This is a genomic window from Streptomyces sp. NPDC088730 (assembly GCF_044751215.1).
GTDB lineage: Bacteria > Actinomycetota > Actinomycetes > Streptomycetales > Streptomycetaceae > Streptomyces.
Window position 1 is genome coordinate 51555 of record NZ_JBIVLK010000017.1, and the last position, 24528, is coordinate 76082.

24 protein-coding genes and 1 pseudogene are annotated in these 24528 nt (G+C 71.8%); 11 read left to right on the forward strand and 14 right to left on the reverse strand.

The features are described from left to right. The first annotated feature begins 80 nt into the window (after positions 1–80). From ACIP89_RS33035 to ACIP89_RS33050, 4 genes are all read left to right on the forward strand, one after another. Positions 81–890: a rod shape-determining protein MreC gene (locus ACIP89_RS33035; RefSeq protein ID WP_401927871.1), complete on the forward strand. Its 810-nt coding sequence runs from the start codon at positions 81–83 to the stop codon at positions 888–890. Next, positions 887–1591: a hypothetical protein gene (locus ACIP89_RS33040; RefSeq protein WP_402118053.1), complete on the forward strand. Its 705-nt coding sequence runs from the start codon at positions 887–889 to the stop codon at positions 1589–1591. Before ACIP89_RS33035 ends, ACIP89_RS33040 begins: the two co-directional genes overlap by 4 nt. A 47-nt stretch (positions 1592–1638) precedes the next feature. Continuing rightward, complete coding sequence (gene secD / locus ACIP89_RS33045) at positions 1639–3936, forward strand: protein translocase subunit SecD (RefSeq protein ID WP_402118054.1); 2298 nt, start codon at positions 1639–1641, stop codon at positions 3934–3936. Positions 3937–4077: 141 nt separating this feature from the next. Further along, the gene (locus ACIP89_RS33050) at positions 4078–4821 is read left to right on the forward strand and encodes a YoaK family protein (protein ID WP_401927873.1); all 744 of its coding nucleotides are present in this window, start codon (positions 4078–4080) and stop codon (positions 4819–4821) included. A 3-nt stretch (positions 4822–4824) separates the two neighbouring features. Here the strand turns inward: ACIP89_RS33050 and ACIP89_RS33055 are convergent, their stop codons facing one another. Then, positions 4825–5631: a helix-turn-helix domain-containing protein gene (locus tag ACIP89_RS33055; protein WP_402118056.1), complete on the reverse strand. Its 807-nt coding sequence runs from the start codon at positions 5629–5631 to the stop codon at positions 4825–4827. A 51-nt stretch (positions 5632–5682) separates the two neighbouring features. On the opposite strand from ACIP89_RS33055, the gene ACIP89_RS33060 reads away from it, so the two are divergent. Then, the gene (locus tag ACIP89_RS33060) at positions 5683–5988 is read left to right on the forward strand and encodes a 4a-hydroxytetrahydrobiopterin dehydratase (RefSeq protein ID WP_401927403.1); all 306 of its coding nucleotides are present in this window, start codon (positions 5683–5685) and stop codon (positions 5986–5988) included. 17 nt (positions 5989–6005) lie between these two features. On the opposite strand, the gene ACIP89_RS33065 is transcribed toward ACIP89_RS33060, so the two are convergent. From ACIP89_RS33065 to ACIP89_RS33105, 9 genes are all read right to left on the reverse strand, one after another. Continuing rightward, positions 6006–6968 (reverse strand): LysR family transcriptional regulator, encoded by a 963-nt coding sequence (locus ACIP89_RS33065; protein WP_402118058.1) that lies wholly within the window; start codon positions 6966–6968, stop codon positions 6006–6008. A gap of 68 nt (positions 6969–7036) precedes the next feature. Further along, complete coding sequence (locus ACIP89_RS33070; protein WP_401932940.1) at positions 7037–7402, reverse strand: DoxX family protein; 366 nt, start codon at positions 7400–7402, stop codon at positions 7037–7039. Continuing rightward, positions 7399–8016 (reverse strand): TetR/AcrR family transcriptional regulator, encoded by a 618-nt coding sequence (locus tag ACIP89_RS33075; RefSeq protein ID WP_402118060.1) that lies wholly within the window; start codon positions 8014–8016, stop codon positions 7399–7401. The genes ACIP89_RS33070 and ACIP89_RS33075 overlap by 4 nt, the downstream gene beginning before the upstream one ends. Before the next feature lie 316 nt (positions 8017–8332). Beyond that, positions 8333–10021, reverse strand: coding sequence for a SpoIIE family protein phosphatase (locus ACIP89_RS33080; protein ID WP_401932946.1), 1689 nt, complete (start codon positions 10019–10021; stop codon positions 8333–8335). Between the two features lie 75 nt (positions 10022–10096). Continuing rightward, complete coding sequence (locus ACIP89_RS33085; protein WP_401927415.1) at positions 10097–10453, reverse strand: STAS domain-containing protein; 357 nt, start codon at positions 10451–10453, stop codon at positions 10097–10099. A gap of 272 nt (positions 10454–10725) precedes the next feature. Then, a complete protein-coding gene (locus ACIP89_RS33090) occupies positions 10726–11232 on the reverse strand; it encodes a MarR family winged helix-turn-helix transcriptional regulator (protein WP_402118062.1) in 507 nt (168 codons plus the stop codon). A 50-nt stretch (positions 11233–11282) separates the two neighbouring features. Then, positions 11283–11639 (reverse strand): STAS domain-containing protein, encoded by a 357-nt coding sequence (locus tag ACIP89_RS33095; RefSeq protein ID WP_402118064.1) that lies wholly within the window; start codon positions 11637–11639, stop codon positions 11283–11285. Positions 11640–11692: 53 nt separating this feature from the next. Beyond that, entirely contained in the window at positions 11693–12784 is a 1092-nt protein-coding gene (locus ACIP89_RS33100) for a B12-binding domain-containing protein (RefSeq protein WP_401927421.1), read from the reverse strand. Then, positions 12781–14358, reverse strand: coding sequence for a PP2C family protein-serine/threonine phosphatase (locus tag ACIP89_RS33105; RefSeq protein ID WP_402118066.1), 1578 nt, complete (start codon positions 14356–14358; stop codon positions 12781–12783). Before ACIP89_RS33105 ends, ACIP89_RS33100 begins: the two co-directional genes overlap by 4 nt. Positions 14359–14828: 470 nt before the next feature. Between ACIP89_RS33105 and ACIP89_RS33110 the strand changes: the two genes are divergently transcribed. The 4 genes and pseudogenes from ACIP89_RS33110 to ACIP89_RS33125 all read left to right on the forward strand — a co-directional run bounded on the left by ACIP89_RS33110 (position 14829) and on the right by ACIP89_RS33125 (position 17076). Beyond that, the gene (locus tag ACIP89_RS33110) at positions 14829–15200 is read left to right on the forward strand and encodes an STAS domain-containing protein (RefSeq protein ID WP_402118134.1); all 372 of its coding nucleotides are present in this window, start codon (positions 14829–14831) and stop codon (positions 15198–15200) included. Positions 15201–15324: 124 nt separating this feature from the next. After that, positions 15325–15720: an ATP-binding protein gene (locus ACIP89_RS33115; RefSeq protein WP_401927425.1), complete on the forward strand. Its 396-nt coding sequence runs from the start codon at positions 15325–15327 to the stop codon at positions 15718–15720. A gap of 113 nt (positions 15721–15833) precedes the next feature. Continuing rightward, a pseudogene (locus tag ACIP89_RS33120) lies at positions 15834–16153 on the forward strand (helix-turn-helix domain-containing protein); the annotation flags it as partial. Then, positions 16150–17076, forward strand: coding sequence for a class I SAM-dependent methyltransferase (locus ACIP89_RS33125; protein WP_402118068.1), 927 nt, complete (start codon positions 16150–16152; stop codon positions 17074–17076). The pseudogene ACIP89_RS33120 and the gene ACIP89_RS33125, both read left to right, overlap by 4 nt. Before the next feature lie 93 nt (positions 17077–17169). On the opposite strand, the gene ACIP89_RS33130 is transcribed toward ACIP89_RS33125, so the two are convergent. The 3 genes from ACIP89_RS33130 to ACIP89_RS33140 all read right to left on the reverse strand — a co-directional run bounded on the left by ACIP89_RS33130 (position 17170) and on the right by ACIP89_RS33140 (position 21156). After that, positions 17170–18006, reverse strand: a complete 837-nt coding sequence (locus ACIP89_RS33130; protein ID WP_402118070.1) for an aldo/keto reductase — start codon at positions 18004–18006, stop codon at positions 17170–17172. 132 nt (positions 18007–18138) lie between these two features. Next, entirely contained in the window at positions 18139–19938 is a 1800-nt protein-coding gene (locus ACIP89_RS33135) for an AMP-dependent synthetase/ligase (RefSeq protein WP_401927431.1), read from the reverse strand. Between the two features lie 333 nt (positions 19939–20271). Continuing rightward, on the reverse strand, positions 20272–21156 hold the full coding sequence (locus tag ACIP89_RS33140) for a LysR family transcriptional regulator (protein ID WP_402118072.1): 885 nt from the start codon (positions 21154–21156) through the stop codon (positions 20272–20274). Between the two features lie 136 nt (positions 21157–21292). Here ACIP89_RS33140 and ACIP89_RS33145 point away from each other — a divergent pair, with 136 nt between their 5' ends. After that, positions 21293–22321, forward strand: coding sequence for a bile acid:sodium symporter family protein (locus ACIP89_RS33145; protein WP_401927436.1), 1029 nt, complete (start codon positions 21293–21295; stop codon positions 22319–22321). A gap of 36 nt (positions 22322–22357) precedes the next feature. Here ACIP89_RS33145 and fdhD read toward each other — a convergent pair whose 3' ends face one another. Beyond that, entirely contained in the window at positions 22358–23206 is an 849-nt protein-coding gene (fdhD, locus tag ACIP89_RS33150) for a formate dehydrogenase accessory sulfurtransferase FdhD (RefSeq protein WP_401932966.1), read from the reverse strand. A gap of 336 nt (positions 23207–23542) precedes the next feature. Between fdhD and ACIP89_RS33155 the strand changes: the two genes are divergently transcribed. After that, positions 23543–24493 (forward strand): beta-ketoacyl-ACP synthase III, encoded by a 951-nt coding sequence (locus ACIP89_RS33155; protein WP_401927440.1) that lies wholly within the window; start codon positions 23543–23545, stop codon positions 24491–24493. The last annotated feature ends 35 nt before the right edge of the window (positions 24494–24528 follow it).

Consider the following 24528-nt stretch of genomic DNA (forward strand, 5'->3'; position numbering starts at 1 on the left):
CGGTCATGCCTCGCTATCAGCGGGTCAATGGGTGTGTGAACGGCTGCGAGAGCAGGCCGGGGTGAGGGGCGATGCGTTCTTTGCGCGACGGACAGCGGCACGTCCGCTCCGTTCACCGGCAGCACCGGGGAGTGACCCGGGGGCTCGCGCTCGACCTCGGCAGCTCCCGCACCCGTGCCTGGCTTCCCGGGCAGGGTGTCGTGTCCGACACCGGAAACGGCCCCGGCGGTGAGTACGGCCGGGGCGGACCGGTCCGGCGCGGACGCATCGTCGACGCCGAGTCCTGCGGGCGGATGCTCGGCCGTATCGCGGACGCGGCACTGGGCGCCGACCGCAGCGACACCGTGATCGTCCTCAGCCATCCCGTACTCGCGGGCGCCGAACACCGCGCCGCCGCGCGGGAGATCGTCGGCGCGCTCGGCCCGTCGAGCGTCATCGTCCTGGACAGTGCGAGGGCCGCCGCCGCATGCGCGGGGCCGCAGGACGGCGGGCCGCTGCTCGTCGTCGACATCGGCGCCGAACTGACCGAGGCGACGCTCCTGGTGGGCGGCCTGGTCCGCGACGCGCGGCTGGCCGAGACCGGGCTCAGTGATCTGGACCCGGGAGACCCGCCCACTCCCGTCGTCCGGGCCGTCCTGGACATGATCATGGCGATGTGGCAGGAGGACCGCCACGGCGCCGTGCTCGGCGCCCTGCGCAGGGGCCCGCTGCTCGCCGGAGGCGGTGCGCTGCGGCCCGACGTCACCAACCGGATCGCGGTCCGCCTCGGCGTCCCGGTCCGGCTCCCGGACGACCCGGCGACCACCGTCGTGCGCGGGGCCGGGCTGGTCCTCAGCTCCGTGCTCCGCCACGCCGCCGTCGCACCGGCCCTGCCCGGCCGAGCCGGGTGACCCCCCTCTCGGGGGCGTCCCGGGGCGACGCGCGGCCACGGGACCGGCCGGACGCCCAGGCGCACCTCCGGCGCACGGCTCCGGTGCGGCGGTACCTCGCCGCGCTGCTCCTTGCCGTCCTCACCGTCACCGTCACCGCTACCGCCACTGTCGCGGGCGGTGGGCCCGCCGCCGCAGCCGGGCTGTCCGCCCGGACCACGGTCGTACCTGCGTCCCCCGTCGGCCATCCGGCCGGAACCCGGCGGTCCGACGGGGAGTTGTTCAGGTCGGGTGTCACGGCCGTACCTGCGTCCCCCGGCGGCCATCCGGCCGGAGCCCGGCGGTCCGGCCGGGACCTGGTCCGGTCCGGTGCCGCTGCCGCCCCCCGGGCCATCCCCGGCCCCGATCCCGGCCCCCGTACGCGCGCCGCCGCCGAACGGCTGCCGCCGGTACCGGTGACCGTGCCCCAGCCCTGGGCCGCCGCCGAACACCCCCGTACGCCTCAGTACCTGCCGCCGCCAGGGCCCGGTGCCCCGCTCTCGCGCCCGCCCGGCCTGCTGCCGCCGCTCCCCGGCCCCGCATCCGCCCTGGCCGCGCCCCCGGCCGCCGCCGACCGCTTCCGCGCCGCGCTTCCCGGTGTGCGCGGGCCTCCGGGTGAGGCCGTTCACCGGCCGTGGGACCTGTCACCGGTCCCGTCCCGTACCCCTGCCGCGGCGCCCTGATCCAAGGCGAGAGCCCGAGGGCCCCGGCGCCCCTCGGAGGAAACCCCATGACTCGCGCCACCACGGTGCGGGCGGTTCTGGCTGCGGCCGTCCTGCTCGTCGCCGTGCTCATCACGCTGACCATGTCCCCCAGACTCGGACTCGATCTCCAGGGCGGCACCAGAATGGTGCTCCAGGCCAAGGACTCCGGCACCGCGAAGGCGGACCGGGAGAGCACGGACCGCACCCTGGAGGTGCTGCGCAAGCGCATCGACTCACTCGGCGTCGCGGAACCGGCCCTGACCCGATCCGGTGAGGACCGGATCATCGTCGAACTCCCGGACGTCCAGGACCCGCGCAAGGCCGCCGAGGTCATCGGCAGAACCGCCCAGCTGACCTTCCACGCCGTACAGGGACCCGGCACGACCGACGGCTCCGGTGCCGGGGAAGGGACGACGCTCCCCGACGAGCAGGGCCGCCGCCTCGCGCTGGGGCCCGCCGCGCTGTCCGGTGCGGGCGTCAAGGACGCCTCCGCCTCCTTCGACGCCCAGCAGGGCGCGGGCTGGTCCGTCTCGCTGGACTTCCACAAGGACGCCGGCCGGGACTGGACCCGGCTCACGGGGGAGGCCGCCTGCCACCCGGTCCAGGACGAGCGGCGCCGGGTCGCCATCGTCCTGGACCAGCAGGTCATCTCCTCGCCGCAGGTCTCCCCGACCGTCGGCTGCGGCACCGGCCTGCCCTCCGGCTCCACCCAGATCACCGGCTCCTTCAGCGCCGACGAGGCCCGCGAACTCGCCCTGCTGATCCAGGGCGGTGCGCTGCCGGTGCCCGTCGAGATCGTCGAGCAGCGGACCGTCGGCCCGACGCTCGGCGCCGCCGCCATCGACGCCAGCGCCCGCGCCGCACTCATCGGCGCGGCGGCCACGGCCCTGTTCGTCACCGTCGTCTACCGGCTCTTCGGCGCGCTGGCCGCCGTCGCGCTCGGCGCCTACGGAGTGATCTCGTACGCGGCGCTCGTCGCGCTCGGTGTCACGCTCACCCTGCCCGGCCTCGCCGGATTCGTCCTGGCCATCGGCATGGCGGTCGACGCCAACGTGCTGGTCTTCGAACGGGCCAGGGAGGAACACGCCCAGCATCCGGGCCGCTCCCTGCGCACCTCGCTGACCGCGGGTTTCCGGCACGCCTGGAGCGCCGTCGCGGACTCCAACGTGACGACGCTGATCGCGGCGGGCCTGCTCTTCTTCCTCGGTTCAGGACCGGTCAAGGGCTTCGGTGTCACGCTCGGCATCGGCGTCCTCGCGTCGATGTTCTCCGCGCTGGTCATCGCCCGCGCCCTCACCGAGATCGCCGCGGGCTCCACGTTCGTCGGTACCTACCGGGGCGTCAACGGCATCGCGAGCCCCGGCCGGGTCCGGACCTGGCTCAACCGCCGCGATCCCCAGCTGATGGGGTCGCCGCGCCGCTGGCTGCTCATCTCCGCGGTGCTGGTCGCCGTGGCGGTGACCGGCATCCTGGTGCGCGGGGTCAACCTCGGCGTCGAGTTCACCGGGGGCCGCCTCGTCGAGTACGCGACCAGCCGTCCGGTCGACGTCGAGACGGCCCGTTCCGCGCTGGCCGGCGCGGGCTTCGCCGACGCGGAGGTCACCACGGCGGGTGCGGGCGACATCTCGGTGCGGACCGGGGAACTGGACGACGCGGGCGAACACGCGCTGCGCGCCGCGCTGGCGGAGGAGGGCGGCGCGACCACCAAGGTCCGGGACGAGCTCATCGGCCCCAGCCTGGGCGACGAGCTGCGGCGCAACGCGCTGATCGCCCTGGCCATCGCCGTACTCGTCCAGCTCGTCTATCTGGCCGTCCGGTTCCGCTGGACGTTCGCGGTGGCTTCGGTCGGGGCGCTGGTGCACGACGTGATCGTTCTGGTCGGCGCCTTCGCCTGGCTCGGACGCACCGTGGACGGCATCTTCCTGGCGGCGCTCCTCACCGTCATCGGCTACTCCGTCAACGACTCGGTGGTGGTCTTCGACCGGGTGCGGGAGCTGTGGGCCAAGGCCCGCCGGGAGCCGCTCGGGGCCGTGGCGAACCGGGCCGTCCTGCAGACGGTCCCCAGAACCGTGAACACCGGGATGGGCGCCCTGTTCATCCTCGTCGCGCTGGCCGTCCTGGGCGGGGACTCGCTCGCGGACTTCGCCCTCGCCCTGCTGATCGGCATCGTCGTCGGCACGTACTCCTCCGTCATGACCGCGGTGCCGGCCGCGCTTCTCCTGGAACGCGGCAGCAAGGCGCCGCCGCCCGTCCGGAAGGACGCCCCGCGCGGCCGGTCCGGCGCCGGACGCCGGGATCCGCTCGACAACGGGGCGCGCGTGTAGCCCGGCCGCCCGCTGGCCGGTCTCGCCCCCGCACCGTCCGGGCGGTGCGGGGGCGGGGCGCGTCGGTCGTGGTATTCGTACCGGGCGCAACGGCACAATCCTGGTCAGCCACCCCATGACCGTCGTGATCGGAGCGTGCCCGTGCCCGTCGTGCTGCGTGAGGCGTGGACCACCCTCGTACCGGACATGAACGACCGGCACGGGCCGCTGCCGCCGCTGATGCTCGCCCTGACCGTCGTCACCGGGCTGGTCGACGCCGTCAGCTACCTGCAACTGGGCCGGGTATTCGTCGCGAACATGACCGGGAACGTGGTCTTCTCCGGCTTCGCGCTCGCCGGCGCCCCCGGCTTCTCGCTGGCCGCCTCACTCGTCGCGCTCGCCGCCTTCGCGGCCGGAGCGCTGACCGGCGGCCTGCTCGTCCACCACTCCCACGCCCACCGCGGCCGCATGCTGCTGCACGCGTTGTACGTCGAGACCCTGTGCGTGCTGGCCGCCCTGGTCGTCACGCTGATCTCCGGCAGCCCGTACGACGGCGGCGTGCGGTTCGCCCTCGTCGTACTGCTCGCGCTCGGCCTCGGCGTGCAGAACGCCGTCTCGCGGGCGCTCGCCGTACCCGACCTCACCACCACCGTGCTGACGCTGACCATCACCGGCATCGCCTCCGACGGACGGCTCGCCGGGGGCGGCGGCAGCCGGGCCGGCCGCCGGATCCTCTCGGCCGCCGCCATGCTGGCCGGCGCCCTGGTCGGAGCCGTGGCCGTGCTGCACGGGCATCCGGTGCTGCCGCTGGTCCTGGCCGTGGCGATCCTCGCGGTGGTCTGCCTGGCCGCTCTGGTCCTGGCGCGGGACGACGGCCCGTGGACCCGCCCCGTCCGCAAGAAGTGACCGTCAGGACGCGAGCGACCGCAGATACGCCGCGGTGCCGGGGTCGGCGGGCAGGAACGTCTCGATGGCCAGCTCCGCGACCGTCACGTCCATCGGCGTGTTGAACGTGGCGATGGACGCGATGAACGAGAGCAGCCGGCCGTCCTGCTCGATCAGCAGCGGCAGGGCGAACGGCACCGACGACGAAGGCTCCTCCCACTCCCGGCCGGCCGGCCCCGGCTCCACCGGATAGCCCGCGACCTCCTCGTACAGCTCACGCAGCTCCGCCGAACGGACCAGGGCGATCTGACGCTCCATCTGCGCCAGCAGATCGGCCCGCCACTCGCGCAGATTGCGGATCCGCGGGGCCAGACCCTCCGGGTGCAGGGTGAGCCGCATCGCGTTCAGCGGCGGGGCGAGCAGGTGCTCCGCGACCCCGGCCGTCATCCGGGCGATCCCCTCATTGGCCGCCACCACGTTGTACATGCCGTCCACCACGAGCGCCGGATACGGGTCGTACCCCTGGAGCAGCCGGTCCATCCCCTCGCGCAGCGCGCCCATCGCCGGGTCGTCGAGCGCGGTCTCCGTGTAGCGGGGGGCGTAACCGGCGACCACCAGCAGGGCGTTGCGTTCCCGCACGGGCACGTCCAGGTGCTCCGCCAGCCGCAGGACCATCTCCTCACTGGGGCGGGAGCGGCCCGTCTCGATGAAGGAGATGTGCCGGGCGGAGGAGTCGGCCCGCAGCGCGAGCTCCAGCTGGCTGATCCGGCTCCGCTCCCGCCAGCTGCGCAGCAGCGGCCCTACCCCCGTGTCAAGCGCGACAGTTGTCATACCGAGACCGTAACGTCACGGGCACCTGCCACCGAGCGAGGGAGCCCCCGTATGCCCGCCGAACCGCTGCCCAGGAACGAGATCGAGAACCGGCTGCGCGAACTGCCCGGCTGGACGCTGGAGGGGGACCGGATCACCCGCGCCTACCGGCTCCCGTCGCACTTCGCCGCGGCCGGGCTCACCGTCCATGTCGCCCAGATCCAGGACGAGCTGAACCACCACTCCGATCTGACGCTCGGGTACGACACGGTCGCGCTCTCGGTGAACTCCCACGACGCGGGCGGGAAGGTCACCGAGAAGGACCTGTCCCTCGCCGCCAGGGTGGCGGCCGTCGCCCCGGGCCACGGCGCGCGGTAGCCAGAGCCGGCGAACCGTCAGATCACCGCGCCGAAGCCGGGATGCGCGGCCAGCCAGCGCGCACAGCTCTCGCTGCGCTCCACCGCCTCCGCGTACGCCGCCCGGGTGTGGCCGCTCACCGCGGCGGCCGCCGCCGAAGCCGCCGCGGAGCGCGGATGCCAGCCCAGCAGATGGCGCCAGCTCAGCGGCGAGCCGGTGATCGGACGGGTCACCACGCCGGGTGTCGGCGGGAACGTCGCCCGGCACAGCCCGACAGCACGCCCCACCCGCACCAGATGGACCACCGACACGGTGTCCGTCTCGTACACCGACACCGGGCTGAAGCCCGCCCGCGCGCAGGCGCCCACGAAGCAGTCCGCGAAACAGCCGTCGCCCGGCACGTCGGCCCAGCACTCTTCCGCCAGCGCGGAGAGCTCCAGCTCGGGCGCCCCGGCCAGCGGATGGTCCTCCGGCAGCATCACGAAGACCGGATCGATCCCGACGACCTGCCACGTCAGCCGGTCCGCCACCGGCGGCGGGCTCTCACCACAGGCGCCGATGAGCGCGAAGTCAAGCCTCCCGTCGACTAGTTGGCCCGCGATCTCGGCCACCGACCAGCTGGTGTACGTGGATACCGGCGCGGCCGGGTGCGCCGTCGCCAGCCGGTCCACGAGCCCGCCGAGCAGCGGACCGTGCGTGCCGCCCAGCCGGAAGCGCTCCATGGCCCCTCGCGCGTTGGCGAACCGCACCGCCTCCGCCTGGAGTTCACTGACGGCGGGCAGCACCACCCGAGCCCGTTCGAGCACCAGTTCGCCCAGTGGTGTCGGCCGCGCACCCGTGTGGTCCCGGTCGAACAGCGGGCCCCCGAGCGCCTTCTCGATCCGCCGCAGCTGTGCGCTCAGCGCGGGCTGCGCGAGGCCGAGCGCGGCGGCGGCCTTGGTGAGACTTCCGGTGTCGGCGATGGCACGGACGGTACGCAGATGGCGCAACTCAAGCTCCATAACGGCAAGTTATGGCCCCTCATCGCTGCTGGCAATCGTGACCGGGCGACGGCGGGGGCCGATTCCGGTCAGAGCGTGGACCAGTGGGAGACGAAGAGGACCGCTGTCGACAGCGCGAGCATCCCCAGGCAGTTCAGCCAGAACTCCTGCTTGAGGAATCGCGCCCGGTAGTGGGCGTAGGCGGCACACAGGAAGTAGCCGATCACCGCGACGTTGGTCGTCACGGCGACACCCTCGTACCGGAGTCCGGCGGCGAGGCCGGCCGCCGCCAGGAACTTGACGACCACCAGCACCCACCACCAGTCGCGGGGGAAGCGCACTCCTTCCAGGCACTGCTGGATGAACGCCGGGGGGCGCACGGACATGGCCGCGTCGGAGAGGAGCACCAGGGCGAGCAGGGCGGTCGGCCACCATGGGTCGGGAGTGCTGATCATCGTTGTGTTCCTTCGCGGTCGACGACGAATTGGATGACTTCCTGGAACTGGGTGATCGCGCCCCGCTGGTCGAGAGCGCCGTTGCCGACGGTCATGAGGATGCCCAGGTAGGCGAAGCAGAGGGTGCGCGCGCCGGCGCCCGCAGCGGTCGCGGTGAGCGGTGTGCGGGCCAGGAGCGTTTCGAGTTCGGCGAGCAGGGCTCGGGCGAGGGTCTGGAAGACCTCCGACTCATGGGTGCCCCGGACGATGACCGCGGCGTATTCGCGGGACAGTTCGAGGTCGAGCGCGAAGTAGCTGATGAAGGGTTCGACGAGATCCAGGATCTTCCGGGCCGCGGAGGCGGGGGAGAGCGGTGTCCCGGCGCCCCGCTCGTGATCGGCCTCCCGGCCGTGGTGCACGCCGGCGATCCAGGTGTCGAAGATGGCGACGAGCAGCGCGTCCTTGTCACCGACCGACATGACGGTCCCGGTGCTCACCTCGGCGTCGGTGGCGATCTGGCGGATCGTGCTGGAGCCGAACCCCTGCTCACGGAAGAGCCGTTCGGCCGATGACAGCACTCTGAGCCGGGTCGCCTCGCGCTTCGCCGCGCGTGACTGAACTCGTTCAGTGAACATGTTCAGGATAGTAGGGCGGTCCGTCGGCACACGCAAGAGAACGCCGCCCGACCGGTACGGGAAGCGGCGCACGGCTTGGAGTCACGTTCCGCCGCCGGCCGGACCGCTTGGGCCCCGCGGTGGTCAACGCATCGGATGGAGAGCGCAGCGCCTGCCTGTTCCGGCCGGTGGGGCGGACAGCCGTGAGCGGGCTGACGTGATCATCGGAGACGTCCAGGTCTCCGTCGGCGCGGCCTGTACCTCGCCGCCCGGCGCTGCGTCGAAGACCAGGTGCCGGCGGTGCGTGCCCGCGGGCTCCGGGGGCCCCAGTCGGTTGTCAGTTCGAGAGTGGGATGCGGGCGGCGATGAGCGTGATGTCGTCGCGGGTGTCGCCGAGTTCGTCGGCCAGCTGCGCGCAGAGCTGAGCGAGCGGCAGGTGCTGGTGGGTGGTGACGTGCTGGCGCAGGCGGGTCATCCCGGTGTCGAGACTCTGGGACCGTGATTCGATCAGCCCGTCGGTGTAGAGCAGAAGTGTCGCCCCGAGGGGGAGCCGGATATCGGCGGTGGGGCGCTCCGTGGTGGGGCGGACGCCGAGCAGGAGCGACTTCCCGCCGGTGAGGTAGGTGGTACTGCCGTCCGCAGTGATCAGCAGGGGTGGCGGGTGCCCGGCGGCCGACCAGGCCAGATTCCAGGAGCCCGTGCCGTCGGGTCTCAGTCGGGCGAGGACGGTGGTGGCCGAGTCGGCCAGGGCCAGCCGGGCCTGGGCCGTGTCCAGACGTCGCAGGATCCGGCCCGGACTCTCCTCCGGGCGGTCCACCGCCAGGGCGCGGAGCATGTTGCGCAGCTCGCTCATCCGGGAAGCGGCCTTGATGTCGTGTCCGGTGACATCACCGATGACCAGTGCGGTGTCGCCGCCTTGCAGGGAGAACGCGTCGTACCAGTCGCCGCCGACCTCCGCGGCATGCTGAGCGGGCTGGTAGTGCGCTGCCAGCTCCAGGCCGGGGACGTCGGGAAGGTCGGTGAGCAGGGCGCGCTGGAGCGTGGCGGCGATGTCGGCCTGGGCCGCGTGCAGCCGGGTGTTGTCGAGCCCCAGCGCCGCACGGCGGGCCACCTCCTCGGCCACGGCCTGGTCCGCCTCGTGGAACGGCGGGGTGGCCGCGGAGCGGCTCAGCGTCAGGGCTCCGAATGTGGTGGCGCGCAGTCGTAGCGGGACCACGATGGTCTCGGCCGCTTCCACCACACCGAGCAGGTCCGCGTCGAAGCCGTCGGCGGGCGGGGCGACGTGCTGGACTCCGGCACCCCGCATCACTCGCCGCAGTGCCTCGGTATGGGCGGGCGCGTCGGGAAGGGAGTGGGCGTCGGAAGGGTGTGCGGGCAGCACGTCCGGTGTGTGGTGGGCCCACGCTCTGCGTTCGGGTGCGCAGCTCTCACCGAGGTGGATGACCGCGGTGTCCGCAAGGCGTGGCACCAGGAGCCGTACCAGACGGCGCAGCGCTTCGTCCGCGTTCAGGGTGCTGACCATGGCCAGGGTCAGCTCGCCGAGCCAGGCGATCTCCGCGAGGTCGTATTCGGCCTGCTCGCGCATCGTCTCACTGTGCGCGTAGCGGTCAGCTCGCTGGCCGTCACGCTCACGCTGCGCGGAGGCGTCCTGGAAGACGACCACGGCTCCGGTGCCGTGTCCGGCCCCGGGGGGAAGCGGGGCCGCGCTCCACCAGACCTGGAGCGCGCTGCCGTCCGCCCGGAGCAGGACCGCCCGGTCGCCGCTGGAGCGTTTGCCCAGGGCGACGTCTTCGAGGACGGAGCGCTGGGCGGGCAGAGTGAGCCCGTCGCCCGGGTGGGGGTGCAGGGCGTGGTGCGCGTTGACACCGATCAGGGTGCCCGGGGCGTACCCCAGCAGGCGCTCCGCCCAGGGGTTGCAGGCGATCACGACGCCTTGGGCATCCACGGCGTACATTCCGGCGCATGCGCCGACGAACAGCTCGGACATCAACGCATCGCCCACCAGGGGGACGGCGGTTGCACCCACTTCAGAGCTTTCCATCCGGCTCTCTTTTCCCGTTGCTCGCGGGATAAACAGCAGGCCGGAGACCTGCGGGGGAGATCAGAGGACCCAGGAAGCGAGAGCGGCGTCGACGTCGGGAAAGACGCTGATCACCTCGTCCAGGCCGCTGAGGTTCAAGAGCCGGCGCACCTGCATCCCTGCCCCGGCCAGTCGTAGACCGCCCTGTTCCGCTTCGGAGTTGCGCATGCCGTAGACCAGTACTCCCAGGCCGGCGGAGTCCATGAACGTGATGTTCTGGACATCCAGCACGATCCGCACCCTGCCTTCGGCGATCAGTTCGTCGAGTGCCGCCCGGATCGCGGGAATCAGATCGCGACCGACGTCGCCTGAAATGACCAACACCGCACATCGCCCGGAGCCCTCGGACAGTTGCACGCTCGACGTCGGAACCTGCACAGGGCTCCTCCTCACACTGGAATAAACCGATCATCGCACCTAACGACGGGACCGGACGACTCCCAGTCGGCATACCGGCCGGGCCGTACGAGAGGCGGCCAAGCCAGACCTGCCTCTCTTCGCGTCGGGGCAGTCCGGGGGCTGTGGGTTCGGTCAAGGTGACCGGACGGGCCGGAGCCCTTGGAAGGCGCGGCGCCGTGACGGAACACGGTGACGGGCGGAACCCGCCGCCGGGGCCTGGTGCTCCGCGTTCAGGGACGGCGCGGGAGAGGTCAGACCAGGATGTGGGCCACGGGTCTGTAGTGTTCCTCGCCGTCGGCCGCACCGAGTTGCCTGTGCAGCCCGGCGAGTCCCCGGGCCAGGGCCCGGCGCTCGGTGGACGGCATGGTGTCGATGGCCCGGTGGAGCATGCTGTCGCGCTGTTCCCGGATGCGCTGGAGATGACGCTTGCCCGTGGGGGTCAGTCGCAGCGCGATCTCGCGGCCGCTGTCGGGGCACGGCAGGCGTTCCAGGAAGCCGATGGCCTGCAACCGGTCGCACATGCGGGTCACCGTCGGCGGAGCGGAAGCGAGCTGCTGGCACACCGTGCGCATCCGTATGCCGTCCTCGCGGTCGACGACGTACATCAGGCGCAGCTGGGACGTGGAGCCGGGGGCCGTGCCGTGGCTGGTGGAATTCCTGGCGTGCTCCCACATCACGTCGAGGAGTTCCGTGATGCTGCTCGCGGACTGGGTTGCCCCGTGCCAGATCCTGCTGGGGGCGGCATCCGGTTCAGTCATGATCACCCGTCGGTGGTGTGCTTCTGTCCGGTGGTCGGCCGGCGTATGTCTCAGGTGGTGCCGTCAGGTCCGGTGGGGCGGGCCGCCCTCACATTCTCCTCCGATGTCCAAGGTTCTGGGACGCCGTTGGGGAGACGTGCTGTGAGGTAGTCGAGGGTACCGGTGACCATCAGGAGCCGGTCGAGCCGGACAGTGCGGTCGTCCAGGTGGAGCCGCACCCCGGCCGCCGAGGTGCGGCGGCCGATCATCAGCAGGATGGACAGGCCCGTGGAGTCGACTGATCCGAGCCCGCCGCAGTGCAGGTGGAGGTCCTTCAGGCCGGGCCGCGCGGAGAGCTGCGTGGTGACCTCCTCAAGGAGGACGTCGGCGTTGTCGAAGTCGAGGTCGCCGTGGAGCTCGATACGCACTCTGTCCCGGGTATCGACCGTGGTCAGGCGCAAGTGGGCGGAGGACGGTGGGTTCATGCCGTGGTCCCGGCCGCGGCGCGGGCGGCGGCGAGGGTGTCGGTCCCGCGCTGGAGGATCCGCAGGGCCCGCGGGAAGTCCTTGAGCTCGCCGGCCAGCAGATTCAGGGCCGGCGGCAGGCTCTGCGCGGGTACGCCGCGTGCGACGAGGATGTGCGCGGTCCAGGTGATGAACCAGCTGAAGAGGTCCTCGTCGTCCAGGTAGAGGGCGGTGGTCAGGAACTCCACGATGTGCGCGAGGTCCTCCGCGGTGCGCTCGCGCTGCAGATCGTCGTAGGCGGCCATGGCCGGGAACGCCGCTTCCAACGCGGTGAAGACGGTCCGCACCAGGGAGGCGCTGTTGCGGGCGATCAGGGTGTACTCCTGGTCGCCCAGGTGCGGCAGGTCGTCGAACTGCTGGTGGTCGGGGAGCGGGCGCGGCAGCGGGCCGCGGGCGAGGCGGTCGGCGGCGCTGCGGGCGTCGGGTGCCCAGGCGTCGGCGCCCAGCAGCTTCGCGTACTGGCCGGTGGGCCCGAAGGCGGCGCCTCCGACGAGGACCGGGACGCCGATGGCCTGGCACGCGGTGATCGCGGCGTGTGCGGTGGGCAGCCGGGTGGCGATCGAGCTGGAGAGGGCGACCGCGTCGGCGCGGGTGGTGTGGAGGTGGGCTATGAGGTGCGGGGAGGGGACCTGGGCGCCGAGGTAGTCCACTCTCCAGCCGCGCAGCTTCAGCACTTCGGTGAGCAGGCGGGCGGGCAGGGCGTGCCACTCGCCGTCCACGCAGGCGACCGTGATCCGGCCGCGGGTGACGGCGGTGCGGGCGGCGGGGTGCACGCTCACCGCGCCGACGGCCCGTTCGTTGATGGCGGTCGCCGCGTGCTCCTGGGCGACGGTCATGCGGTTGGCCGCCCATTCCTCTCCGACCTTGCCCTGCACCCTCGCGATGACGTCGAGCAGCACACTCTCCGGGTCGGAGCCCTCGTCGAGTGCGCGCAGGACCAGCTCGGTGGCGGCGTACTCGTCGGAGGCGGAGACGGCGTCCCACACCTCATCCGCCAGCTGCTGAAGGTGTGCGTCGTGCGGAAGCCGGGGTGCGGTGTTCGTACTCATGCGGTGAACCTGCCCCGTGTGTGCCCGTTGACCGCGCTCAAGTGACGAGTGCGCGGAGCGGAGATCACGACGACGGCCATGTCGTCGTGCCGGCGTCCGCCGAGCCACTGCGCGGCCAGCATCTCCACGTGCTCCGCGATCCCTTCGGCGGGCATGCCCGCACACCCGGTCAGCGCGCGCTTGAGACGCTCTTCGCCGAACAGGTCACCGCCCATCGGGCCGCCCTTGGCCTCGGTGATGCCGTCGGTGTACAGGACGCAGGACTCCCCGGGGGCCAGGGACACCGCCGCGGTTCGGGCGAAGATGTCGGGCATGGCTCCGATGAGGGCGCCGGCGGTGTCCGCCTCCTCGACGTCACCGTTCGCACGGATGATCAGGGGGGCCGGATGGCCGCCGCTGGTGAGCTTGAGGTCGACCTCGCTGCCCCGGCGCTCGGCGGAGGCCAGCACCAAGGTCACGAACTGGGTGTGGTGAGAGCTGAGCAGGGCGGTGTTCAGCAGGCCGAGCATGCGTTCGTGGTTGTCCGCCAGGGGCAGCAGCGCGTGGAGCGTGTTGCGGATCTTGCCCGTCAGGACGGCGGCCTCCAGGCCCTTGCCGCACACATCCCCGAGCGTGACGAGGGACGCTGTGCCCTCGACGGCGCCGGGGTGCACGTCGTAGAAGTCACCCCCGATCCGCTCGTGGTCCTCTGAGGGACGGTACCGCCCGGCAAAGTCGACTCCGGAGATCTGGTGCAGGGCCGGGGGCAGCAGCTCACGCATCAGCACGTCGGTGATCGCGGTCTGCTCCGCGTACAGGCGGGCCGCCGACATCGCGGCCCCGGCGCGTGCGGCGAACAGCCGGGCAAAGACCTCCTCCTCGTCACTGAACGCGACGCTCTCCGCCTTGCGCAGCAGGACCAGGGCTCCGGCCGGAACGCCGTGCCCCGGCAGCGGAGTGATCACGATCGAGCCGACCGGCCCGAATCCCTCGGGCACCATCCACGACGGCGCCACCGCCGGATCGATCCACCGCGAGGGCACGGGTGGAAACCCGCGCAACGCCTCGCCGAGCCCCGGCACATCATCCGGATCCACCGTCTCCTGCGACAACGTGGGGACACCGCCGCGCAGACAGGTCACCACCGGCAGCCGGTGCCCACGGGCAGGCGCGATGGCCAGCGCCGCATCGGCCAGGCTCTCGGCCGCCATCTGCGCGGTCACATCCATGCAACGCCCCAGATTGAGGGAGGACAGCAGAGCACTGGACGACTTCGCGAGGAAGGCGGTCCGCTCCCGCTCCATGTGCAGGGCTTCCCGCACCAGCTGGTGATCGGTGTCATCGATCAGCCACCACGCCACCGCGCCGTCGTCGCGCACAGTCGGGTGCGCCTCGAAACGGCGCCCGGCGATCGAACCGGACAGCGGCACGTCCGGGACGGCGCGAGGACCTGGGTGCCCCAGTTGGTGATGGGCGCTGGCGAGCCACTCCGGCACCACGTCCGTCAGACGTGTCCCGGAGGCCGCTGCGGGCAAGAGGAGTTCGGCGGCCTCGTTACGCCACTCGACGACGCTCTGCGCGTCAGCGACGAGCACCGGACACGGTGCTCGCCCCCAGAGTAGATCCGAGTCCGAACTCGCGACGGTTTGCGTGTGGGTGGAGACCAAATATCGAGGATCCGCTGGGCGAATCCCTCACCTCATCAACTAGACGGACGGTTGCCTGTAGGCAACCATCTCTCGCGGAGCCGCCCCCTGGCAACCAGCCGCATCCCGGACGGAGCCGCACAGAACCAGCCGTATCCACGCACGGACATGCACCGGGGCGCCGGATGCGAGGATGACCACGGACTATCCGGCGACGACCGCGCCGGGGTATTTCGCCGTGCGCGTGCTGGGCGCGGCCGAGTCGGTTCGCCCACCATGGCACGTCTGCCGTTCAGCGGACCGGGCCGGGGCAGGGCAGGGCTGCGAGATCCTGGAGACTACGCGGGCGGACGTCACTCTTTTCACGGGCAGGTTGCAGAACGCTTGTTCGGCTCTGTAAGGATTGCCGTGTGGCAACTATGAGAGATCCCTCATCGCGTGGGTCAGAAGAAGCGGGCTCGGTCCTGGAGACCGTCGGCGACGGTGTCGTGCTGATCCGGGTCCGCGGCAGCCTGGACGGCTGGGCGGGCTCCGCCGAACTGGTCGAAGCATTGACGTCAGTGGCCGGCGCCGGAGGACGGCGGACCGTGGTGGACCTGTCCGGCGTGGACTTCGCCGACTCCGCCGGCCTGCACGCCTTGTTGCACGGCCAGCGCAAGCACGACCAGGCGGGGGTGACCCTGGTGGTGGCCGGCCCGCTGAGCATGAAGGTGCGCCGCCTGTTCGAGGTCACCGGCACCCTTGGTGTGTTCCGGTTCGCGGACGACGTCGATGCGGCGATCACCGGATGAGGGGCGCAGGTCCGCCGGAGCTGCGTGTAGACGGGGGCTGGCGGGGCAAGCGGTGAAGACGATGCACGGGGAACGAGATTTGGCAGACTGCGGTACGAATCCGGCCAATGGGTTGGATGAGTCCGTGACTACACCTGTTCCGGAGAATGCGGCAGCGGCGCGCGACGCCGTCATGCAGCTCCTGACGTCACAGTTCTGCGGGCTGGTCGGCGAAGGGCTGGCGGCTGACGTAGTCGTGGCCGACGCGCTGCTCGTCACGTCGGAACTGGTGACCAACGCCGTCCGGCACGGCGGCGGACTCACCGGGTTCTCGGCCGAACTCACCGACGAGGGGCTCCGCCTCGCGGTCGCGGACGCCAGCCGGGAACTGCCGGTCACCGGCGACACCGACGCTGATTCTTCCGGTGTCGGCCGTATCGGGGGCTACGGCTGGGTCTTGGTGCGCCGGCTCACGAAGCAGGTGTCCGTCTCCGTCCATCCCGGGGGCAAGAGCATCGTCGCCCTGATCTCCCTGACATGATCGGCGTCCGTCCCGCCCGTGGACCGAGGCCGCCTCCACGCTCGTGTCGACTCCGTGCGCGGAGTGCCGGTCGAGCCTGAGGCCGCCCGTACCCGGACAGCCGCCGCTCCCGCCGGACCGGAGTCTCCCGGGCCGGGCTCGCCCGCCGCCGCACCGGACCGGTGGGGGAGCCCCCGACGGCGTACCTGACGGGCCGGAGCCTCGCCGTCGCGGCGGATCTGCCGCGGGAGGCGGACGCGACGGCCGAGGCGGTGGCCCGGAAGGTCGGCCACAGCCGGGCGTTCGCCTTCAGCACCGCTTTCAAGCGGGTGCGCGGGGTCGGCCCGCGGGGCCACCGGAACGGAAGCCGCAGGGCCACTGGAACGGAACGGCGTTGCCGGACCGGCAACAAGATTTGCCCGTGGTCTGCTGTGCGGTGAGGCTGTCCCCATGAGCAACGACACCGGTCACGGTCACCACCACGACAGCAGCCACGGGCACCGGCACGAGAGCGGCCACGCCCACCATCACGGCTCCGATCCCGACTGGGACGCCATCGGCCCGCTGCTGGAGAAGAACGCCGAACTCAGCACCGGCCAGTACACGGAGGCGGCCCGCTGGATCGCCGCTCTGCCCGGCGCTCCCGAGGTCCGCCGGGTCCTGGACATCGGCAGCGGACCGGGCGTCGTCACCTGCCTGCTCGCCGAGGTGTTCCCGGAGGCCGAGGTCGTCGCGGTGGACGGCACCCCGGCCCTGCTGGAGCGCACCCGCGACCGCGCGCAGCGGCTCGGGCTCGGCGACCGCGTCACCACCCTGCACGCGGACCTCCCCGCGGAGCTGGACCGCGCCGGGGAGGCGGACCTCATCTGGGCGGGCAACGCGCTGCACCACATGGGCGACCAGCGAGCCGCACTGGCCGGATTCGCCGCACTGCTGCGTCCCGGCGGCACCGTCGCCCTCGTCGAGGGCGGGCTGCAGCCCCGTCACCTCCCGCGCGACATCGGCTTCGGCCGGCCCGGTCTGGAGGAGCGGCTCGACGTGATCCAGGCCGAGAGCTTCGAGCAGATGCGGGCCGACCTGCCCGGCACCAAGCGGGAGACCGAGAACTGGGCCGCTCTCTTCGCCGCCGTGGGCCTCGACCCGCAGGGCACCCGGAGCTTCCTGCTCGACCTGCCCGCGCCCCTCACCGACGTGGCGCGCAACCACGTGATCGACAACTTCACCCGGCGCCGCGAGACCCTGGGCGAGCGGCTCGACGCCGAGGACAAGGCGGTACTCGACCGGCTGGCCGACCCCGAGGACCCGGCCGGACTGCACCGGCGCACCGATACCTTCCTGCTGCTGGCCCGGACGTTCCATCTCGGCCGCAAGGCCTGAGCGCGGCAAGGAGGGTCCGCCGTCCGGCCACTGGCCGGACGGCGGACCCTCCTTGCCGCATCAGCGATGAAACGTCACAGCTGCCCCGCCGGCTCAGGCGCCGAGGTTGAACTCACCCGGATGCGAGCCGAGCCGCTTGCCCTCGTCCAGTGCCGCGAACGCGGCCAGGTCGTCCTCGTCCAGTTCGAAGTCGAACACGTCGATGTTCTCCGCGATCCGCGACGGGGTCACGGACTTCGGGATCACCACATGGCCGGTCTGGAGGTGCCAGCGGAGCACCGCCTGAGCGGGCGTGCGGCCGTGCTTCCGCGCGACCGCGACCACCGTCGGAACCTCCAGGAGGCCCTTGCCCGAGCCCAGCGGCGACCAGGCCTCGGTGAGGATGCCGTGCTTGGCGTGCAGCGCGCGGGACTCGGCCTGCTGGAGCTGCGGGTGCAGTTCGATCTGGTTGAGCGCGGGAACGACCGAGGTCTCGCCGAGCAGCCGCTCCAGGTGCTCGGGGAGGAAGTTCGACACGCCGATGGCCCTCGCGCGGCCGTCCGCGTAGATCTTCTCGAACGCCCGGTACGTGTCCACGTACGCGTCCTTGGCGGGAACCGGCCAGTGGATCAGGTACAGGTCGACGTAGTCGAGACCGAGCTTGTCCAGCGAGGCGTCGAACGCGCGCAGCGTCGAGTCGTAGCCCTGCTCGCTGTTCCACAGCTTGGTGGTCACGAAGAGCTCGTCGCGGGCGACACCGGAGGCGGCGATGGCCTTGCCGGTGCCCCCCTCGTTCCGGTAGATCGCGGCGGTGTCGATGCTGCGGTACCCGGACTCGATGGCTGTGGCGACCGCCTTCGCGGCCTCGTCGTCCGGCACCTGCCAGACTCCGAAACCGAGCTGGGGCATCTCGACGCCGTTGTTGAGGGTGAGGGAGGGGACCTGGCTCACGAGCGGTCGATCCTTACGTTGGGAGGTGGGACTCGAACCTTCAACGATCAAGACGGCCCGCACATTCCCGTCCGCGGACCCGTTCTTTCCGGTACGGCCTCTTCCCGCCCGGCGGTACGAACCCTTCCCGGCTCAGCGGTACAGCGCGTCCACCTCGGCCGCGTACGCCGCCTCGATCGCCTTGCGCTTCAGCTTCAGCGAGGGGGTCAGCAGCCCGTGCTCCTCGGTGAACTGGTGGGCCAGAATCCGGAATGTCCGGATCGACTCCGCCTGCGACACCGCCGTGTTCGCGGCCACCACCGCCCGCCGGACCTCCATCTCCAGATCCGGGTCCCGTACCAGTTCGCCCGGTGACAGCCGCTGCCGGCCCTGCATGGCGAGCCAGTGCTCCACCGACTCCTGGTCCACGGTGACCAGGGCCGCGATGTACGGCCGGTCGTTGCCGACCACGATGCACTGCGCCACCAGCGGATGCGCCCGCACCCGTTCCTCCAGACCGGCCGGCGAGACGCTCTTGCCGCCGGACGTCACCAGGATCTCCTTCTTGCGGCCGGTGATCGTCAGATAGCCGTCCTCGTCCAGCGCACCCAGATCACCGGTGGCCAGCCAGCCGTCGTTCAGCACCGCGTCGGTGGACTTCGGGTCGCCCAGGTACCCGGAGAACACGTTGCGGCCGTACACCCAGATCTCGCCGTCGGCCGCGATGTGCACCGTGGTGCCGGGGATCGGCTGCCCGACCGTGCCGTACCGGGTGCGCTCCGGCGGATTGGCGGTGGCCGCCGCGGTCGTCTCGGTCAGCCCGTACCCCTCGTACACCGTGACCCCGGCGCCCGCGAAGAACAGCCCGAGCTGCCGCTCCATCCCCGAGCCGCCGGACATGGCGTGCCGGATCCGGCCGCCCATCGCCTCGCGCACCTTCTTGTACACGACCTTGTCGAAGAACTGGTGCTGCATCCGCAGTCCGGCGGACGGACCGGGGCCGGTCCCGAAGGACCGCGCCTCCATCGCCTCCGCGTACTTCACCGCGATGTCCACGGCCTTGTCGAAGGGGCCCAGCCTGCCCTCCGTCTCGGCCTTGCGGCGGGCCCCGTTGAAGACCTTCTCGAAGATGTACGGCACCGCCAGGATGAACGTGGGGCGAAACGTCACCAGGTCCGGCATCAGCGCCTTCGCCGACAGCTCCGGCTGGTGGCCCAGCTTCACCCGGCCGCGGATCGCCGTGACCTCCACCATCCGCCCGAAGACGTGCGCCAGCGGCAGGAAGAGCAGGGTCGAGGCCTCGTCGCCCGGCCGGGAGTGGAAGACCGACTCCCACCGCGATGCCATCGTCTCCGTCTCGAACATGAAGTTGGCGTGCGTGATCACACAGCCCTTGGGCCGCCCCGTCGTGCCCGACGTGTAGATGACGGTCGCGACCGAGTCGGGCGTCACGGCGCGCCGGTGCCGGTGCACCACCTCGTCCTCGACATGGGCGCCCGCGGCGACCAGCTGGGACACCGCGTCGGTGTCCAGCTGCCACAGCCGCTTCAACTGGGGCAGCTGGTCGATGACCGAGGCGACCGTCATCGCGTGGTCCTCGTGCTCGACCATCACCGCCGAGACCTCGGCGTCGTGGAGCATCCACAGGACCTGCTCGGCCGAGGACGTCGGATAGACCGGGACGGACTGCGCGCCGACCGCCCACAGCGCGAAGTCGAAGAGCGTCCACTCGTAGCGGGTGCGCGACATGAGGGCGACCCGGTCCCCGAACCGCACGCCGTGTGCGATCAGTCCCTTGGCCAGGGCGAGCACCTCGTCGCGGAACGTACCGGAGGTGACATCCAGCCAGTTTCCGGACGCGTCCTTGCGGCCCAGGGCGATCCGGTGCGGATCCTCCTCGGCGTAGTCGAAAACCACGTCGGCGAGCCCGCCCACGTGGGGCGCCGCCGCCATGGGTGGGACAGTGAACTCGCGCAATGACCTGCTCCTTGTGGCGCTCCGCACAGCGCCGTGACGCTACCCCACGGGACGCCGCCGCGGGAGAGCCCGCAACGGCCGGTGGAACATGGCGTCTGCACTGGTCAGGGGCTGAAATCCGGCCAGATGGGCAAGGCTCGGGCGCGCTTCCGACCAAGGAGTAAGTGGCTCGCGCGGGAATCTCCACCGAATCTGTACGCCGCGATCACTGCCGTTCCGTGCCGGTACGGGGGTTTGTTCCGCCGCTGCCGGGCCTGACCGGTTTGGGCCGCCCCGGCCCGGACCGCGGCGTCCCCTTCATTGTCCCCGTCAGGACCGGACCCCAATCCCCGGCGGACGGATCAGCCGGTCGCCGCCCGCCAGGATCGCCGCCGCGAGCGCGTCCGCCGCCTGCTGCGCACCGTCCCGGCGGCGGCCGTGCAGCAGGACGAAGTCCACCTCGCCCAGATCCGGCAGCCCCGCCCTGGCCGGCAGCGGGACCAGACCGGGCGGGACCAGGCCCCGGCTGTGCGCCATCACGCCGAGCCCCGCGTGGGCGGCGGCGGTCAGCCCGCTGAGGCTGCCGCTGGTGCACGCCACCCGCCAGGAACGGCCCTGGCCCTCCAGCACCTCCAGGGCACGGGCCCGGGTGATGGCCGGCGGCGGGAAGAGGACCAGCGGCACCGGCCGGTCCGGGTCGATCCGCAGCGTCGGCGCACCGATCCAGGTCAGCGCGTCCTGCCGGACCAGCTCCCCGTGCGTGTCACCGGTCCGCCGCTTGGCCAGCACCAGATCGAGCCGGCCCGCCGCCAGCTGCTGGTGCAGCGTCCCCGACAGCTCCACGGTGAGCTCCAGCTCCACGTCGGGGTGGTCCCGGCGGAACGTCTGGAGGATCTCCGGCAGCCGCGTCAGCACGAAGTCCTCCGAGGCCCCGAACCGCAGCCGGCCGCGCAGCCGGGTACCGGTGAAGAACGCCGACGCCCGCTCGTGGGCCGCCAGGATCGTCCGGGCGAAACCCAGCATCGCCTCACCGTCCACGGTGAGGTCGACCCGGTGCGTGTCACGGGTGAACAGCTGCCGTCCGGCCGCCGCCTCCAGCCGCCGGACGTGCTGGCTCACCGTGGACTGCCGCACCCCGAGCCGGCGGGCGGCCCGGGTGAAGCTCAGCGTCTGTGCCACCGCGAGAAAGGTTCGCAACTGCGCGGGCTCGTACATGCCCGACACGTTATCGCGAACCGTGATCACAGTCAGAGCGGTATACGGGATTCCCGATTTCGGCGGGCGGGGGCACGATGGCTACGGGACAGCCCTCGGGGCAGGACCCCGCTGAACGAGAGAACACGTGGAGCACATGAGCCGCCGCAAGCCGAAGCTGCCGTCCTGGCTGCCGATCGACCCGTACATCCTGGCGCTGATCGGCACCGTCGTGCTCGCGGCGCTGCTGCCGGCCTCCGGCGCGGCCGCCGAGGTCGCGGGCGGCGCCTCCACCGGCGCGGTCGCCTTCCTCTTCTTCCTCTACGGCGCACGGCTCTCCACCGCGGAGGCGCTCGACGGCGTCCGGCACTGGCGGCTCCACCTCACCGTCCTGGTCTGCACGTTCGTCGCGTTCCCGCTGCTCGGGCTGGCGAGCGAGGGGCTGGTCCCGTATGTACTGACACCCCAGCTCCAGAGCGGCTTCCTCTTCCTCTGCCTGGTCCCCTCGACCATCCAGTCGTCGATCGCCTTCACCTCGATCGCCCGGGGCAACGTGCCCGCCGCGATCTGCGCGGGCTCCTTCTCCTCGATCGCCGGAATCTTTCTCACCCCGCTGCTCGCGGCCGCCCTGCTCGGCAACAGCGGCGGCGGATTCTCCGGGGACGCGCTGCTGAGGATCGGCGTCCAGCTGCTGCTGCCGTTCGTCGCGGGACAGCTGCTGCGCCGCTGGATCGGCGGCTTCATCGCCCGGCACAAGAAGGTCCTCGGTCTGGTCGACCGGGGCTCGATCCTGCTCGTCGTCTACACCGCGTTCAGCGAGGGCATGGTCGCGGGCATCTGGCACCAGGTCACCCCGGCCCGGCTCGGGGCGCTGCTCGCCGCGGAGGCGGTGCTGCTCGCGCTGATGCTCTCGCTGAGCTGGTACGGGGCCAAGCGGCTCGGCTTCGGCCGGGAGGACCGCATCGCCATCCAGTTCGCCGGCTCGAAGAAGAGCCTGGCCTCCGGCCTGCCCATGGCCAGCGTCCTGTTCGGCGCGCAGGCGAGCCTGGCCGTGCTGCCGCTGATGCTCTTCCACCAGATGCAGCTCATGGTGTGCGCGGTGCTCGCGAAGCGGCGCGCCCGTGACCCGGGGGAAACGGCCGCGGACGGCGAGGTCCTGCAGGCGGCGCCCGTCACCGTCACCTGACGGCGCGGGGGCGCCTCGCGGCCGGGGCGGGAGGCCTCAGCCCCGGCCGGCCTCCGCCTCCAGGGCGATGCGGTGCTCACCCGCGTACACGTTCATGGAAGGCCCCCGCAGGAAGCCGACCAGGGTCAGGCCGGTCTCCGCCGCCAGGTCGACGGCGAGGGAGGACGGCGCCGAGACGGCCGCCAGCATCGGGATGCCGGCCATCACCGCCTTCTGCGCCAGCTCGAACGAGGCCCGTCCGGAGACCAGCAGGATCGTCCGGGACAGCGGCAGCCGGTGGTCGGTGAGGGCCCGCCCGACCAGCTTGTCGACCGCGTTGTGCCGGCCCACGTCCTCCCGTATGTCCACCAGTTCGCCCGTCTCGGAGAACAGCGCCGCCGCGTGCAGGCCTCCGGTCCGGTCGAACACCTGCTGCGAGGCGCGCAGCCGGTCGGGGAGGGCGGACAGCAGCGAGGGCTCCACCCGGAGCGGCGGAGTGTCGGCGACGGGGTGCCGGGTCGTGGTGCGGACCGCGTCCAGACTGGCCTTGCCGCACAGCCCGCAGGACGACGTCGTGTAGACGTTGCGCTCCAGCGTGATGTCCGGGACCACGACACCGGGTGCGAGCCGCACGTCCACCACGTTGTACGTGTTGACCCCGTCGGCCGTCGCCCCGGCGCAGTACACGATCGACTGCACCTCGTGGCCCTCGCCGATCACGCCCTCGCTCACCAGGAATCCGGCCGCGAGCGCGAAGTCGTCACCCGGGGTGCGCATCGTGATGGCGAGCGGCCTGCCGTTCAGCCGGATCTCCAGTGGCTCCTCCGCGACCAGCGTGTCGGGCCGGGTGGACACGGCCCCGTCCCGGATGCGGATGGTGCGGCGGCGTTCGGTGACCCGTCCCATGACAGTCAGCCCCGATTTCTGTACGTGGTGGAAGCCGAAGGGCCCTTGACGCGGAGGTTGCCGTGGACCACCGGCTGCGGCGAGGCGACTCCCGCGGCCCCATGGCGACCCCCACGGACTCATTGTGCTGCACGCGCGGGGTGACGCCCGGTGGTGGTCCAGGTGTCCGCCCGGGGCGGCGGAAATATTGTCTACAGTATGCGGTCCACCTGGTCGGGGCTGTTGTCAAGCCTCCAATCGTTGAGCGGTAATCCTGTGGGATCACGTGCCTCTGTACCGGTCAGTAGCGACCAAGACTGGATGGTTCCTGCCATATGTAGCGAGGGGAACCTGAATATGACCGGCTCACGTGTCGTGGCGCTCGGCCACTATCAGCCCGCCAAGGTGCTCACCAACCATGACCTCGCGGCCATGGTCGACACCAGTGACGAGTGGATCACCAGCCGCGTCGGCATCAAGACCCGTCACCTCGGCGGCCCCGAAGAGCCGGTGGACGAGCTGGCCGCGCACGCGGCGGCCAAGGCGCTCGCCGCCGCCGGGCTCCAGCCCTCGGCCATCGATCTGGTTCTCGTCGCCACCTCCACCGCGATCGACCGGTCGCCGAGCATGTCGGCCAGGGTCGCCGCCCGCCTGGGCATGACCTCGCCCGCGGTGATGGACATCAACGTGGTCTGTTCCGGATTCACCCACGCTCTCGCCACCGCCGACCACGCCGTACGCGCGGGGGCGGCCAGCCGCGCGCTGGTGATCGGCGCCGACAAGATGGGCGACATCGTCGACTGGACCGACCGCTCCAGCTGCGTGCTGATGGGGGACGGCGCCGGGGCCGCGGTGGTGGTCGCGGACTCCGGCCCGGCCGCCGGGCCGGGGATCGGGCCGGTGCTGTGGGGCTCCGTGCCCGGTATGGGGGACGCGGTACGGATCGAGGGGACGCCGCCGCGCTTCGCCCAGGAGGGCCAGTCGGTCTACCGCTGGGCGACCACCCAGCTGCCGCCCATCGCGCGCAAGGTGTGCGAGAAGGCCGGGCTCACCCCGGAGGACCTCGCCGCGGTGGTGCTGCACCAGGCCAACCTGCGGATCATCGAACCGGTCGCCAGGAAGATCGGCGCGGTCAACGCGGTCATCGCCAAGGACGTGGTGGATTCCGGCAACACGTCCGCCGCCTCGATCCCGATGGCCCTGTCCAAGCTGGTGGAACGGGGCGAGGTCACCGCCGGGGCTCCGGCGCTGCTCTTCGGCTTCGGCGGGAACCTCAGTTACGCGGGTCAGGTGATCCGCTGTCCCTGAGGGGGCAGTGGCGCTCGATAGGTGTGAACGGCAGG

What these genes read in the sequence shown, in the direction of transcription:
- ACIP89_RS33100 (WP_401927421.1), bottom strand. Translation starts at nt 12,784, where the DNA reads ATGAGTACGAACACCGCACCCCGGCTTCCGCACGACGCACACCTTCAG.
- fdhD (WP_401932966.1), bottom strand. Translation starts at nt 23,206, where the DNA reads ATGGGACGGGTCACCGAACGCCGCCGCACCATCCGCATCCGGGACGGG.
- ACIP89_RS33090 (WP_402118062.1), bottom strand. Translation starts at nt 11,232, where the DNA reads ATGACTGAACCGGATGCCGCCCCCAGCAGGATCTGGCACGGGGCAACC.
- ACIP89_RS33140 (WP_402118072.1), bottom strand. Translation starts at nt 21,156, where the DNA reads ATGTACGAGCCCGCGCAGTTGCGAACCTTTCTCGCGGTGGCACAGACG.
- ACIP89_RS33065 (WP_402118058.1), bottom strand. Translation starts at nt 6,968, where the DNA reads ATGGAGCTTGAGTTGCGCCATCTGCGTACCGTCCGTGCCATCGCCGAC.
- ACIP89_RS33055 (WP_402118056.1), bottom strand. Translation starts at nt 5,631, where the DNA reads ATGACAACTGTCGCGCTTGACACGGGGGTAGGGCCGCTGCTGCGCAGC.
- ACIP89_RS33155 (WP_401927440.1), top strand. Translation starts at nt 23,543, where the DNA reads ATGACCGGCTCACGTGTCGTGGCGCTCGGCCACTATCAGCCCGCCAAG.
- ACIP89_RS33145 (WP_401927436.1), top strand. Translation starts at nt 21,293, where the DNA reads ATGAGCCGCCGCAAGCCGAAGCTGCCGTCCTGGCTGCCGATCGACCCG.
- ACIP89_RS33110 (WP_402118134.1), top strand. Translation starts at nt 14,829, where the DNA reads ATGAGAGATCCCTCATCGCGTGGGTCAGAAGAAGCGGGCTCGGTCCTG.
- ACIP89_RS33125 (WP_402118068.1), top strand. Translation starts at nt 16,150, where the DNA reads ATGAGCAACGACACCGGTCACGGTCACCACCACGACAGCAGCCACGGG.
- ACIP89_RS33135 (WP_401927431.1), bottom strand. Translation starts at nt 19,938, where the DNA reads ATGGCGGCGGCGCCCCACGTGGGCGGGCTCGCCGACGTGGTTTTCGAC.
- ACIP89_RS33075 (WP_402118060.1), bottom strand. Translation starts at nt 8,016, where the DNA reads ATGTTCACTGAACGAGTTCAGTCACGCGCGGCGAAGCGCGAGGCGACC.
- secD (WP_402118054.1), top strand. Translation starts at nt 1,639, where the DNA reads ATGACTCGCGCCACCACGGTGCGGGCGGTTCTGGCTGCGGCCGTCCTG.
- ACIP89_RS33060 (WP_401927403.1), top strand. Translation starts at nt 5,683, where the DNA reads ATGCCCGCCGAACCGCTGCCCAGGAACGAGATCGAGAACCGGCTGCGC.
- ACIP89_RS33070 (WP_401932940.1), bottom strand. Translation starts at nt 7,402, where the DNA reads ATGATCAGCACTCCCGACCCATGGTGGCCGACCGCCCTGCTCGCCCTG.